Source organism: Curtobacterium sp. MCLR17_007 (assembly GCF_003234655.2).
Taxonomy (GTDB): domain Bacteria; phylum Actinomycetota; class Actinomycetes; order Actinomycetales; family Microbacteriaceae; genus Curtobacterium.
In genome coordinates this window covers 3,251,526-3,263,638 of sequence record NZ_CP126271.1, presented here as the reverse complement: position 1 = coordinate 3,263,638, position 12,113 = coordinate 3,251,526, and the positions used below count along the sequence as shown (strand labels likewise).

Below are 12,113 nucleotides of genomic sequence, written 5' to 3'. Positions count from 1 at the left end.
CACCGCATGACATCCCCGTTCAGCCTCGACGGCCGGAGCGCCGTCGTCACCGGCGGCAACCAGGGCCTGGGCAAGGCGTTCGCGTTCGGTCTCGCCGAGGCCGGCGCCCGCGTCGCGATCGTCGGTCGTTCCGCAGAACGCAATGCACGGGTCGCCATGGAGGCGGCCGAGGCCGGCCACGAGTTCGTCACCATCACCGCGGACATCACCGACGACGACCAGGTCACCCGCATGACCGACGAGGCCCTGGCGGCGTTCGGGCGGATCGACGTCCTGGTCAACAACGCCGGCACCTGCGTGCACGACGAGGCCTTCGCCGTCACGGACCAGGCCTGGGACGACGTGTTCGCCCTGAACGTCCGGGCGCTCTGGAAGGCGACGATCGCGGTCGGGGCGCACATGCGCGACGCCGGCTCCGGGTCGATCGTGAACATCGGCAGCATGTCCGGGATCATCGTCAACCGCCCGCAGTGGCAGCCCGCCTACAACGCGTCGAAGGCGGCCGTGCACCACCTGACGAAGTCGCTCGCGGTGGAGTGGGCGCCGTACGGCATCCGGGTGAACGCGCTCGCCCCGGGGTACGTGAAGACCGAGATGGCACCGGTCGACCGTCCGGAGTTCCAGCGCCACTGGGTCGAGGACACCCCGCAGCAGCGCTTCGCACTGCCCGAGGAGATCGCGCCCAGCGTGGTGTTCCTGGCCAGCGACGCGGCGTCGTTCATCACCGGGTCCGTGCTGGTGGCGGACGGCGGGTACACCGCCGTCTGACGACGCGTCGGACGGGAGGCTCGTGGCGGGGCCGCCACGGGCCTCCCGTCCGGTGCCGGGCCGGGCTGGGTCAGGCGGTGAGCTCGGCGACCAGCGCCGCGACCCGGCGGCGGACGTCGTCGCGGATCGGGCGGACCGCGTCGAGCGGCTGCCCTGCGGGGTCGGCGAGGTCCCAGTCCTCGTAGCGCTTGCCGGGGAAGACGGGACAGGCGTCGCCGCAGCCCATCGTGACGACGACGTCGGCGTGGCGCACGGAGTCGGTCGTCAGGATCTTCGGCTGCTCGCTCGTGATGTCGATGCCCTCCTCGGCCATCGCCTGCACGGCGACGGGGTTCACGTGCTCCGCGGGCTCGGAGCCGGCGGAGAACACCTCGACGCGGTCCCCGGCCAGGTGCCGCAGGTACCCGGCGGCCATCTGGGAGCGGCCGGCGTTGTGGACGCAGACGAACAGGACGGCGAGCTTGTCGGGCATCGGCGGGTTCCTCCGGTGTGGGTGGGTGCAGCGTCGAGGGTACCGATCGCGGATGTCGGCTGGGGCCCGTAGCGTCGGGCCATGACCGCGATGTGGATCGACGACGACACCATCACCGACCTCCGGGCACGGCTGCGGGCGACCCGGTGGCCCGACGCTCCCCAGGGCACCGGGTGGTCACTCGGCGTCGACGTGGACGAACTGCGCGACCTGGTGGCGTACTGGGCCGACGGGTTCGACTTCGACGCCCACCGCGACGCCCTGGCATCACTGCCGAGTCGCCGGGTCGAGGTCGACGGCATCGGCGTCACCGTGCTCGTCGCCCCCTCGACGGCGTCCGACCGTGCGGCGCTGCCGCTGCTGCTCGCGCACGGCTGGCCCGACTCGACGTGGCGCTACCGCAAGGTGCTTCCGCTGTTGACCGCCGCCGGGTTCGACGTCGTCGTGCCGGACATGCCCGGGTACGGCTTCTCCGACGTGCCGCCGCAGGTGCTCGACGCCCGTCAGGTCGCGGGCCTGTGGACGACGCTGATGACCTCGCTCGGCCACGAGCGGTTCGCCGTCGCCGGCGGGGACATCGGCACACACGTCGCCCGGTACCTGGCGCTCGACCACCCCGACCGCGTGGTCGCCGTGCACCGCATCGACGGCGGGCTGCCGTGGCCCGGGATCGACGTGTCGACGCTGTCCCCACCGGAACGGAACTTCGTCGCCGCGACCACCGCGTGGCGCGACACCGAAGGCGCGTACGCGATGATGCACCGAACGAAGCCGCAGACCGCCGCGGTCGGGCTGACCGACTCACCGGCCGGGCTGGCCGCGTGGATCATCGAGAAGCTGCGGTCGTGGAGCGACTGCGACGGGGACCTCTGGTCGGTGTACACGCGGGACGAGGTCCTGGCGCTCGTGACCGAGTACTGGGCGACGGGCTCGATCGGCTCCGCGATGCGGATGTACCACGCGAACGCGGCGATCCCGCCCGAGCAGTCCGCACGTCGGGTCGAGGCGCCGTCGGGGTTCTCGCTGTACCCGGGGGACCTGGTGACGGCGCCGCGGGAGTGGCTCGAGCGGACCACGAACCTGGTGTACCTGTCCGAGCCCGCGCGGGGAGGGCACTTTGCACCCGTCGAGCAGCCGGAGTCGTACGTTGCCGAGCTGGTCGCGTTCCTCGAGCCGTTCCGGGGCGTCGCCCGAGGATGAGCGGCTGGCCGGTTCGCTAGAGTGGACGGGCCGGCCTCTGTAGCTCAATGGAAGAGCAGTTCCGTCCTAAGGAAAGGGTTGGGGGTTCGAGTCCCTCCAGGGGCACCAGTACCCGGTCGCCACGTTGACCACTTGTCGCCTTCGTGTCCGTACTGTCGTCGACGTGGTTCGCCTGGGCGCGCGCCAGTGGCGTCCGACGGCTGCTGTCGCAACCCTGTGTCCGTCGGTCGGCGGTGTTGCGTTTGTCGCCCCTTCACCGGGCAATTTCGCGGGACAGTCTTACGGGAATCCCCAGGTCAATTGGGTGTTGGTCGAGTTGTCGCGGTTGACGTGTCGTTCTCGGTGCCGGTGAACGACCGGCTTACGAGACGCGTCGGGACGACCGTTTCGCGCCCCTCCTCGCGGGGCGGCGAGCACGCGCACATCGCGCCCTCACCAGCAGCGACCGCGCAGGGTGTCGAGCTCTTCGTCCTCCGCGTTCCGCCCGTCGGTCACCCGGCGACGGCGGCGGTCGTCCGACGTCGTTCGATCATGCAAACGACGAGAGCGACGACGGCGCCCAGGAGCGCTCCCACTGTGTTCATGAACCAGTCGTTCGTGTCGCACCGACGACCGAGTGCCGGCGCGAGGGCCTGTACGACCTCGATGGCGACGGAGAGCGCCACCGCGCCGGCAAGGATCGTGAGCGGTCGGTTCGTCGCGGTTCCGAGGAAGAGCACGAGCGGCAGCAGGAGTGCGACGTTGGCGAGCGTCTCGAGGCCCTGGAACGGGACGGAGAACTGTACGGTGCAGGTGACGCCGCCCGGGCGCGTGCCGTCGGGGAGCAGAGTGAGCACGAGCACCGCGACGAGCGACACCCCGGACAGGCCCAGCAGGATGCCGCGGAGCCGCAGGCGGTGGAGCAACCAAGCGAGCACGGCGGCGGCGGCGAGTGCCACCCAGAATGCCGCACGGGCCAGGGGTGCGTGTTCGATGAGGAAGGTGGAGATCATTCGGAGCCGTCTTGGTCGTGGTCGGCGTGGTGGTCGAGTCGGTCGAGCCACTTCCGCATGAGTGCCGACTCCTCTGGGAGCAACGGGCTCGCTCTGCCTGCTTCGAGTCGCGCGCGGAGCTGATGACGGGAGGCCGCGTCGACGTCACCGCGTCCCGGGCTGGGCGGCTGCACGAGGACGGCGCCGAGGACCGCGTCCCGGAGCGTGTCGGCGACCTCGTCGGAGTCGTCCTGGCGGTTGGCGCTCATCCCATCCAGTGCGAGCCCGACGTTCGCGGCGAGCAGCATCGTCGCCGCGACCCTGACGTCGACACGGAGCATGCCGGCGGCTGCACAGCGGGTGAGCGTCCGCTCGAGGAGCGCGGTCACGCCGTCGCGCGCCGAACTGCTGGCCCACGGCCGAGGAGCGAACATCAGTCGGTAGAGCGCGGCGTGCTCGCGCGCGAATGCGAGGTGGTCATCCCAGCCGCGTCGCAGGTCCGCCGACGGGTCGTCGGACACCTCGAGCTCGGCCTTCCTGGCCGCGTACCGCTCGAGACCTACATCAGCGAGGGCGTCGAGCAGCCCGCGCTTGTCGCCGAAGACGCGGTAGAGCACGGGCTGGGTGACGCCGACTGCTTCGCATACAGCACGGGTGGCGATGTCGCCGTCGGGAGCTGCGACGAGCTGCTCCTCTGCCGCGCGGAGCAGCGCGCTCCGGAGTGCTTTATCAGATCGAGCCATAGAGCAATGGTAGCGCAGTTGGTATCGGTGATCGTATCTGTGCTAGCTTCTGCGTAGCGTCGAAATGCTCGGTGCATATCAGTGAAAGGAAGCACGATGAGCAGCACGCCACAACGCGTCGCAGTCGTCACGGGGGGCTCACGCGGCATCGGCCGCGCGGTGTCGACCCGGCTGGCGGCCGACGGCTTCACGGTCATCGTGAACCACGCCAGCGGGACGGCCGCGGCCGCCGCCACCGTCGAGCAGATTCAGGAAGCAGGCGGTCGCGCCGTCGCCGTGCAGGCCGACGTCGCGGACGAGCACGCAGTCGCCGCGATGTTCGATCGGGTCGAGGCCGACCACGGCGGCGTCGACGTCGTCGTGCACTCCGCCGGACGACTCGCACTGTCAACGATCGCCGACCAGGACCTCGACGTCCTCGACGCACTGCACCGGACGAACATCCGCGGGACCTTCGTCGTCGCGCAGCAGGCGGCGCGCAGGCTCCGGGCCGGCGGCACGTTCGTCGGCATGTCAACCTCGGTGGTCGGGACGCAATTCCCGACTTACGGCGCCTACGTCGCGAGCAAGAGCGCCGTCGAAGGCATGACGCTGATCCTGGCTAAGGAGCTCCGCGGCCGGGACGTCACGGCGAACGTGGTGGCCCCAGGACCGACGGCAACGGAGCTGTTCCTCGACGGCAAGACCCAGGAGCAGATCGATACGCTGTCGAAGGTCCCGCCCCTCGAGCGGCTCGGCACGCCGGAGGACATCGCGGCGGTCGTCGCGTTCCTCGCCGGACCCGACGGCCACTGGGTCAACGGCCAGACCATCCGCGCCAACGGCGGGATGGTCTGATGACCGCTCCACGGGTCGTCCTCGTCACGGGTGCGTCCAGCGGCTTCGGTCGGCTGACGGCTGAGGCGCTCGCGCGGGCGGGCAACGTGGTCATCGCGGGGATGCGCGCGATCGACCGTCGGAACGCGACGGCTCGCACCGAGCTCGAGGATCTCGCCATCCGCGAGGGCTTGCAGCTCAGCGCCGTCGAGCTCGACGTCCAGTCACAACAGTCCGTCGATGACGCCGTCGGCTCGGTCGTCCGTTCGCACGGGCGGATCGACGTCCTCGTGCAGAACGCCGGCCACATGGCCTACGGCCCGGCCGAAGCGTTCACGCCCGAGCAGTTCACGGCCCTCTACGACGTCAACGTCGTCGGCGCACAACGCGTCGCCCGCGCCGTCCTGCCGCACATGCGCGTCAGCCGCTCAGGACTGGTCGTGTGGGTCGGCAGCTCATCGACCCGCGGCGGGCACCCGCCGTTCCTCGCGCCGTACTTCGCGGCGAAGGCCGGCATGGACGCCCTGGCCGAGAGCTACGCAGCGGAGCTCGTCCGCTTCGGCATCGACACCACCATCGTGGTCCCGGGAGCCTTCACCTCGGGAACGAACCACTTCACGAACGCTGCGGTCCCGACAGACGCCGCCCGAGTCGCTGCACACGACGAGGAGTACGGGGCGCTCCGGCAGGACCTCACCGACCGCCTCGCCGCGATCGTCCCGGTGGACGCCGACGTGCAGGACGTCGCCGACGAGATCGTCCGCGTGGTCAGCCTCCCAGAAGGAACCCGCCCGTACCGGACCCACGTCGACCCCTCGCACGACGGCAGCGAGGTCGTCTCAGCGGTGGCGGACCGCATCCGGTCCGAGTTCTACCACCGCGTCGGCATCGAGGACCTGCTCTCCTCCAACGCCGCACTTTGACCCCCGGACCGCCCGGGAAACCCCACCGAGAGGAACACCATGCCCTTTGCCAACATCAAGGTCCCCGCTGACACCCTGACCGCCGAGTCGAAGAAGAAGCTGCAGGACGCCGTCACTGACGCCATCGTCGACGCCTACGGGGAGCGAGCACGCCCCACCACCCTCGTCATCCTCGACGAGGTCGCCGACGGCGGTTGGATGCTCGGCGGCACCATCCTCAACGAGGCGATGCTCGGCCGCGTCTGAGTCCGCTGACCACACGCAGACGAAGGGACCCGGAAGACCGGGTCCCTTCGTCACCAGTTTGAGAAGACGGCGTGACAATGTCCGGTAGCCGATCCCCTATCGGGGCGACCACGAGCGACCGAGGGGGCGTTCGGTAGCCCATCCGCAACCGGGCGCCGGTCCGCATCGGGCTTTGTCAGCCCACGGGACCGGTGATGCATCGTCGACCTGACCTAGGCTGCAGTCGTGGGGGAACGAACAGCGGGACACGTCCAACTGAAGTCGAGTGGTTGGCGTTTCGCTCGCGACCTCCTCATCATCGTGCTTGCAGCGCTCCTGGTGTCGTTCCTCGTGAAGACGTTCCTGGTCCGTTCGTTCTACATCCCGTCAGGTTCGATGCAGAACACATTGCAGATCAACGACCGTGTGATCGTCAACGAGCGCGCGGCACTGCACCGTGGCGACGTCGTCGTCTTCCGCGATCCTGGCGGGTGGCTCGAAGCCGGACAGTCCATCGAGGGCCAAACGACTCAGTCGCGGAGTGCACTGTCGAAGGCCCTCAGCACGGTTGGTCTCGGCGCCGACGGCGACGATCACCTCATCAAGCGCATCATCGGCCTGCCTGGCGATCACGTGCAGTGCTGCAACGCGCTCGGTCAAATGGAGGTCAACGGTGTCCCAATCTCGGAGCCGTACGTGCGGAAGCAAGCAGGCCAGGCCGCGTCCGGAACCCCGTTCGACGTGACGGTACCGACAGGGAAGCTGTGGGTGATGGGCGACAACCGATACGAGTCTGGAGACTCGCGCTATCACCAGGGCTTGCCATCGAAGGGGTTCGTGCCAGAAGACGATGTCGTCGGTCGCGCAGTCGTCATCACCTGGCCTGTGAAGCGGTGGGCTTGGCTCGACGACTACCCCTCTGTCTTCGCCGGCACCGACCCCAAAAAGCACTGACAGAGCGCTCTCCCAATGCCCGGTAGTGGATCAGCTACCGGGCGGAGCCAGGTTCATCTGGTGGTGAAATCCGCCGGATGCTGAGTGTGATCGCGAGGCAGACACCTACAGCGGCTGCGCCAACCGCACCAGTGATACCGAGCGGGCTTCCGAGCAGCAGCCCCGCTGTTCCCGTGCCCATGGCCGCGCCCGCAACCGCGGCAGCGACCACAGCGCCGTACGCGCCGGCGATGAGCGCTGGCGGAAGCAGGTCATCGAGCATCGATGACAGGACGATCGTGACCGGGCTCGAGAGCGCCCCGATGACGAACACTCCACCCGCTATCGCCGGGAGCGCGCCGAGGAGCATCGAGAGTGACAGGTAGCCGACCAAGATCAGAGACAACGCGACGACGAGATGCCGTCGTTCTGACCCCGGCAGGCGCATCGCACCGAATACCAGCGCTCCAACCGCTTCCCCGACTGCCAGGCACGCCAAGATCAAGCCGGCGCTGCTGCGAGCTCCCGATGCAACAGCCGCAGCCGGAACGACAGCGGTCAGTGCCCCTGTCCCCACGCTCACCAGGGCTCCGATGACCACGAGACGAAGCACCTTTGGGACTCCGGCCCGGGTCGCCGTGCTTGCAGGCCGCTTCGGCGTGGCGCCCGCGATCGTGCCGCGCGAAGCGGTGAACGAAAGGGTTGCACCTGCCGCGAGCACTGCGACCACCGACACGCTGTACGGACGAAGCGCCGATGCCATGGCCATCGCGGCGAGGACCGGACCGGCCGCTAATCCGGCCTGGAACGCAACCGAGAGCAGCGCGTAAGCGCTCGTCCTCACGGTTTGGGTGGTGAACCGTTGAGGAACCCAGGCGCGGAAGGCAGCCGTGATGGCTGGGAACGCAGCACCGGCACAGAAGAGCACTACCGCCTGCGATGCCGCCGCGCCTGTCATGGCTGCCGCACCCACAAGGAGCGCGCAGCAGGCGCATCCGCTGGCACCGAGTACCGCCCGAACGGGGAACCGCGCGAGGAGTGCACCTTGGGCTGGAACACCGAGCGCGTTACCGATCCCGAACGCTCCCGCGGCGACTGCGGCGGTCGCGAGTGACCCCGCTGGAGAAGCGAGGATCAGAACCAGAGGCACCATCCCGAGTGCGATCGCGGAGAGCATGACCGCGATCAGTCCGGTGACGAACGCCCGGTCGGTAACGACGATGCGGTACGAACCATTCACGACGGCTCCAAGAAAGGAGCCCACCCACCCGGGAGACACACTCCCTATCGAGCCGGCACCCCGCCGCCCATCGCCATCGTAGGCACCAGGTGGCCCACTTGTCGACGCCCGTTCAACCATCCGCTTACGGCACATCGTGCTTAGCTAGCGTGTGTGGCAGGGAGGCCGCGCGGTACAGCGCTTGTCGACACGGTCTAAGGGAATGATGAAACTCACCAGAGTGATCGCTCGGCAGTCGCCGGGAGCCACGGCGTTCTTCGCCGTTGCGTTCCTAGTCATCGGCATCTTCCTGGTCGTGAACTCCTTCGCCGTTGGTGCCGTGATCGCGTTCGTTTTGGCCGCGGTCAGCCTCGTGGGCCTCCTCCTACAGATATCGGAACGTCATCGCAGCTGATGCGCCTACACGGTAGGGGATCCTTCACTGCGAGCAGTTTCGGAAACGAACCAGACAGCTGACGAGGGGCCAGACTGCCGTTATGACTCCATCGCCCCCGCGACGACCTGGACTCAGTAGCTGGCAGCTCTGGGCTCCAGCGATCGTAGGTTTCCTCGTATTGGTGTCATCCCTGATCGGGCTTGCCTCCGGCGAGCACCTCCGGATTTGGTTTGCCCTTCTGGGTGCCGCCGGTTTCGTGCTGATGACGATCGCAATCGTCCGGGCTGTGGCTTCCCGGCGAGGGAGCCGATAGAGGATCGGCCGCCCGTCGCCGTTCGGGGTGGATAGCGTCATGTCGTGATCACGATCGAGACCGTCGCTCCGACCACCGCCATAGCGGCTGACATCGTTCGGGAGTACATGGCCGACGTCGCGGCACGGTGGTACCAGCGCCCGGCGACAGACGACGAGCTGAGCCAGGCACTCCAAGACGAGCCCTACGGCGATCTACAAGGGTCCACCGGCGCGCTGCTCGTCGCCGTAGAAGGCGGGCGGCCCGTTGGCTGCGTCGGCGTCCGCTTCCTCGACAGCGTGGCTGAACTCACCAAGGTTTTCACGGTGCCGTCACATCGAGGCCGGGGAATCGGCTCGCAACTGCTGCACGCGGCCGAGCACGTCTGCCGACAGCGATTAATGAGTACGGTCCGGCTCGACACCCGCGCGGCCCTCGCGGAGGCGTGCGCAATGTACGAGCGGAACGGCTACGAGCGCGTCGCGCCCTTCAATGACGAGCCGTACTCCGACCGTTGGTACAGCAAGACCTTTGCTGCGGGCGTCCGATAGCCGGTCGGTCAGCGGACGTCCGGTAGCCGATCCCTCAGCGGTGCGCTTCGAGGACCAGCTTGACCGCTTCCCTCGCCGCTTCCGGCACCAACGGGATGTGCGCGAGCAAGCCCACTTTCACCCACCTCGGCTCGTACTGGTTCAGTTCCGAGGCACGGTCGACCTCTAGGCCGCCGAGTAGGAATGGACCAGGACGCACTTGTGCCACGAAGTAAGCCGCGGGAACGGCGCTATCCACTGGTACGTCGAGGAGGTCGCCGATGCTCGCATCAAGGCCCGTCTCCTCGCGCAACTCGCGCTGACACGCTTCGCGGAGGCTCTCGCCTTCCTCGACCCCGCCACCAGGGAGCACACAGTAGTGACGACCGTTCTTCAACCGATCGATGACGAGCAGGCTCTCGTCTCGGACGACAACGGCCGCTGACCTGATGCGCATCCGGCTAGCTCACCACGAAACACCTGGCCGAGTGCCACGGCCCGGCATCAAGGTGCCTCGAGTGACGATCGGCTGTCGGACACCGAAATGGCCCCGGACAGCGAGCTGCTGTCCGGGGCCGTTTGCGTGCGACGCGATTGGTGTCAGTCGGTGCTGTGTCGCCTTGGTCGGCGTGCGAGTGCTGCTGCTTGGTCGTCGCGGGTGTATTCGAGTGCGTGGATGGCGTGTTCGACGCGGGACCTGGTTGCAGGGCGGACGTTGGTGGCGCCGTTGAGGACGCGGGAGACGGTCTGGTGGGAGACGCGTGCGGCGGCGGCGACGTCGTGGATGGTGGGTTTGGTCACGTGCTGGCTCCTCATGGGTGGTGAGGTGCGGGCACCGTCCTGGACGACATGACGGTGCCCGCCGGGCCGGCGGAAAGGGGGACGCCGGCCCTTGTGCTCCGCCCGTTCACTCGGTGCCCCGGGTTGGGGCCGGGCGGAGGTGGGAGGGTTTCAGTGACCGGAGCCGAGGTTGCCGGCGAGGCGGCCGTGGAAGGCCTGGCTGGCGTCGTTCATGCCACGGATCTCGACCCGCTTGCCGTGCTGGTGGTACTTCGTCTCGATCGAGTCGAGCGCGGCGACGGTGGAGGCGTCCCACACGTGCGACTTGGTCATGTCGATGATCACGAGCTCGGGGTCATCGACGTAGTCGAACTGGGTGGTGAGGTCGTTCGAGGAGGCGAAGAACAGTTCCCCCTCGACGGTGTAGAGCGCGTGCTGCTCGCCGGTGCTGAGCGTCTCGATGCTGCGCGAGACGCTGGTGAAGTGGGAGACGCGGCGGGCGAAGACGATCATCGCTGCGATCACGCCGATGATGACGCCGATGGCGAGGTTGTCGGTGGCGACGACGATTCCGACGGTGAGGACCATGACGATGGTCTCGCCGACGGGCATCCGCTTGAGGGTGGAGGGCTTGATGCTGTGCCAGTCGAAGGTGCCGACGGAGACCATCACCATGACGGCGACGAGGGCGGCCATCGGGATGATCGCGACGATGTCACCGAGCCCGACGACGAGGACCAGCAGGAACACCCCGGACAGGAACGTGGAGATCCGGGTGCGAGCGCCGGAGGCTTTGACGTTGATCATCGTCTGGCCGATCATCGCGCAGCCGCCCATCCCTCCGAAGAGGCCGGAGGCGATGTTCGCGACGCCCTGCCCGAGCGCTTCACGAGTCTTCCGGGAGCCGGTGTCGGTGACCTCGTCGACGAGCTTCGCCGTCATCAGCGACTCGAGCAGTCCGACGAGCGCCATCGCGAGGGCGTAGGGGGCGATGATCGTGAGGGTTTCGAGGTTCAGCGGGACGTTCGGGATGAAGAGCGTCGGGAGGCTGTCGGGCAGCTTGCCCTCGTCGCCGACGGTCGGGATCGCGATCGACGCGAACACGGTCACCAGGGTCAGGACGACGATCGCGACCAGCGGTGCGGGGATCGCCTTGGTGAGCCGGGGTAGCAGGACGATGATCGCGATGCCGACGGCGGCGATCGGCCAGACGAGCCAGGAGACGCCGATGATGTTCGGCAGCTGCGCGGTGAAGATCAGGATCGCGAGCGCGTTGACGAACCCGACCATCACCGACCGTGGCACGAACCGCATCAGCTTCGCCGCTCCCAGTCCGCCGAGGACGAGTTGGAAGACCCCGCCGAGCAGGACGGTGGCGATGAGGTAGTCGAGGCCGTGCTCCTTGACCACGGGGGCGACGACGAGTGCGATTGCGCCGGTCGCGCCGGTGATCATCGCGGCACGTCCGCCGACGAACGAGATGACGACGGCCATCACGAATGCCGAGAACAGGCCGACGCGCGGGTCGACGCCGGCGATGATCGAGAACGAGATCGCTTCGGGGATCAGGGCGAGGGCGACGACGAGGCCGGCGAGGACCTCGCGGAGCAGGATCTTCGGGTTCCGCAGTGCGGACAGGACGGTGGGACTGTGGTGCGCCTGGACGGGCACCGACTGCGTGACGGTCGTCACGGTTCTCCTTCAGTGAGGGGGTGCGGGCGCTGCGCCCGCGAGAGCTGTCGTAGGGCGCGTCATCGCGCTCGGCCGGCGGCGTCAGAGCGTCCAGCCGGATCCAACCCTTCCGTTGCGGGAAGGTTGGTATGGTTCGACTCTAACGCAACGGA

Annotated in this window: 15 protein-coding genes and 1 tRNA gene; 9 read left to right on the top strand and 7 right to left on the bottom strand. The window is 68.2% G+C overall.

Features of this window, described 5'->3' with window-relative positions; all coding sequences use genetic code 11:
* Positions 1-6: 6 nt before the first annotated feature.
* The gene (locus DEJ13_RS15415; RefSeq protein WP_111106414.1) at positions 7-768 is read left to right on the top strand and encodes an SDR family NAD(P)-dependent oxidoreductase; all 762 of its coding nucleotides are present in this window, start codon (positions 7-9) and stop codon (positions 766-768) included.
* Positions 769-838: 70 nt separating this feature from the next.
* Here DEJ13_RS15415 and DEJ13_RS15410 read toward each other — a convergent pair whose 3' ends face one another.
* Positions 839-1,240 (bottom strand): arsenate reductase ArsC, encoded by a 402-nt coding sequence (locus DEJ13_RS15410; RefSeq protein WP_111106415.1) that lies wholly within the window; start codon positions 1,238-1,240, stop codon positions 839-841.
* Between the two features lie 81 nt (positions 1,241-1,321).
* On the opposite strand from DEJ13_RS15410, the gene DEJ13_RS15405 reads away from it, so the two are divergent.
* Both DEJ13_RS15405 and DEJ13_RS15400 read left to right on the top strand, forming a co-directional pair.
* Positions 1,322-2,440: an epoxide hydrolase gene (locus tag DEJ13_RS15405; RefSeq protein ID WP_111106416.1), complete on the top strand. Its 1,119-nt coding sequence runs from the start codon at positions 1,322-1,324 to the stop codon at positions 2,438-2,440.
* Positions 2,441-2,473: 33 nt separating this feature from the next.
* Positions 2,474-2,548: transfer RNA gene (locus DEJ13_RS15400), tRNA-Arg, on the top strand.
* 383 nt (positions 2,549-2,931) lie between these two features.
* On the opposite strand, the gene DEJ13_RS15395 is transcribed toward DEJ13_RS15400, so the two are convergent.
* Positions 2,932-3,432 carry a VanZ family protein gene (locus DEJ13_RS15395; protein ID WP_071282849.1) on the bottom strand — a complete coding sequence of 167 codons (501 nt, stop codon included), beginning with the start codon at positions 3,430-3,432 and terminating at the stop codon, positions 2,932-2,934.
* Positions 3,429-4,154, bottom strand: a complete 726-nt coding sequence (locus DEJ13_RS15390; protein WP_111106417.1) for a TetR/AcrR family transcriptional regulator — start codon at positions 4,152-4,154, stop codon at positions 3,429-3,431. Before DEJ13_RS15390 ends, DEJ13_RS15395 begins: the two co-directional genes overlap by 4 nt.
* A gap of 96 nt (positions 4,155-4,250) precedes the next feature.
* Between DEJ13_RS15390 and DEJ13_RS15385 the strand changes: the two genes are divergently transcribed.
* From DEJ13_RS15385 to lepB, 4 genes are all read left to right on the top strand, one after another.
* Positions 4,251-4,991 carry an SDR family oxidoreductase gene (locus tag DEJ13_RS15385; protein WP_071282854.1) on the top strand — a complete coding sequence of 247 codons (741 nt, stop codon included), beginning with the start codon at positions 4,251-4,253 and terminating at the stop codon, positions 4,989-4,991.
* On the top strand, positions 4,991-5,893 hold the full coding sequence (locus DEJ13_RS15380; RefSeq protein ID WP_071282857.1) for an SDR family oxidoreductase: 903 nt from the start codon (positions 4,991-4,993) through the stop codon (positions 5,891-5,893). The genes DEJ13_RS15385 and DEJ13_RS15380 overlap by 1 nt, the downstream gene beginning before the upstream one ends.
* A 39-nt stretch (positions 5,894-5,932) precedes the next feature.
* Entirely contained in the window at positions 5,933-6,139 is a 207-nt protein-coding gene (locus DEJ13_RS15375) for a tautomerase family protein (protein ID WP_071275925.1), read from the top strand.
* Positions 6,140-6,364: 225 nt separating this feature from the next.
* Complete coding sequence (lepB, locus tag DEJ13_RS15370) at positions 6,365-7,072, top strand: signal peptidase I (protein WP_111106418.1); 708 nt, start codon at positions 6,365-6,367, stop codon at positions 7,070-7,072.
* Positions 7,073-7,106: 34 nt separating this feature from the next.
* Here lepB and DEJ13_RS15365 read toward each other — a convergent pair whose 3' ends face one another.
* Positions 7,107-8,291, bottom strand: coding sequence for an MFS transporter (locus DEJ13_RS15365; protein ID WP_071282861.1), 1,185 nt, complete (start codon positions 8,289-8,291; stop codon positions 7,107-7,109).
* Between the two features lie 202 nt (positions 8,292-8,493).
* Here DEJ13_RS15365 and DEJ13_RS15360 point away from each other — a divergent pair, with 202 nt between their 5' ends.
* The gene (locus DEJ13_RS15360; protein WP_111106420.1) at positions 8,494-8,685 is read left to right on the top strand and encodes a hypothetical protein; all 192 of its coding nucleotides are present in this window, start codon (positions 8,494-8,496) and stop codon (positions 8,683-8,685) included.
* A gap of 339 nt (positions 8,686-9,024) precedes the next feature.
* On the top strand, positions 9,025-9,510 hold the full coding sequence (locus DEJ13_RS15355) for a GNAT family N-acetyltransferase (protein WP_111106421.1): 486 nt from the start codon (positions 9,025-9,027) through the stop codon (positions 9,508-9,510).
* A gap of 34 nt (positions 9,511-9,544) precedes the next feature.
* Here DEJ13_RS15355 and DEJ13_RS15350 read toward each other — a convergent pair whose 3' ends face one another.
* From DEJ13_RS15350 to DEJ13_RS15340, 3 genes are all read right to left on the bottom strand, one after another.
* On the bottom strand, positions 9,545-9,946 hold the full coding sequence (locus DEJ13_RS15350) for an NUDIX domain-containing protein (RefSeq protein ID WP_111106422.1): 402 nt from the start codon (positions 9,944-9,946) through the stop codon (positions 9,545-9,547).
* A gap of 143 nt (positions 9,947-10,089) precedes the next feature.
* Positions 10,090-10,290 (bottom strand): LacI family DNA-binding transcriptional regulator, encoded by a 201-nt coding sequence (locus DEJ13_RS15345; RefSeq protein WP_236731478.1) that lies wholly within the window; start codon positions 10,288-10,290, stop codon positions 10,090-10,092.
* Between the two features lie 150 nt (positions 10,291-10,440).
* Positions 10,441-11,961 carry a SulP family inorganic anion transporter gene (locus tag DEJ13_RS15340; RefSeq protein WP_111106423.1) on the bottom strand — a complete coding sequence of 507 codons (1,521 nt, stop codon included), beginning with the start codon at positions 11,959-11,961 and terminating at the stop codon, positions 10,441-10,443.
* Between the last annotated feature and the right edge of the window lie 152 nt (positions 11,962-12,113).

Coding starts and splice junctions, on each gene's coding strand:
- DEJ13_RS15415 (WP_111106414.1), top strand. CDS start 7: ATGACATCCCCGTTCAGCCTCGACGGCCGGAGCGCCGTCGTCACCGGC.
- DEJ13_RS15410 (WP_111106415.1), bottom strand. CDS start 1,240: ATGCCCGACAAGCTCGCCGTCCTGTTCGTCTGCGTCCACAACGCCGGC.
- DEJ13_RS15405 (WP_111106416.1), top strand. CDS start 1,322: ATGACCGCGATGTGGATCGACGACGACACCATCACCGACCTCCGGGCA.
- DEJ13_RS15395 (WP_071282849.1), bottom strand. CDS start 3,432: ATGATCTCCACCTTCCTCATCGAACACGCACCCCTGGCCCGTGCGGCA.
- DEJ13_RS15390 (WP_111106417.1), bottom strand. CDS start 4,154: ATGGCTCGATCTGATAAAGCACTCCGGAGCGCGCTGCTCCGCGCGGCA.
- DEJ13_RS15385 (WP_071282854.1), top strand. CDS start 4,251: ATGAGCAGCACGCCACAACGCGTCGCAGTCGTCACGGGGGGCTCACGC.
- DEJ13_RS15380 (WP_071282857.1), top strand. CDS start 4,991: ATGACCGCTCCACGGGTCGTCCTCGTCACGGGTGCGTCCAGCGGCTTC.
- DEJ13_RS15375 (WP_071275925.1), top strand. CDS start 5,933: ATGCCCTTTGCCAACATCAAGGTCCCCGCTGACACCCTGACCGCCGAG.
- DEJ13_RS15360 (WP_111106420.1), top strand. CDS start 8,494: ATGATGAAACTCACCAGAGTGATCGCTCGGCAGTCGCCGGGAGCCACG.
- DEJ13_RS15350 (WP_111106422.1), bottom strand. CDS start 9,946: ATGCGCATCAGGTCAGCGGCCGTTGTCGTCCGAGACGAGAGCCTGCTC.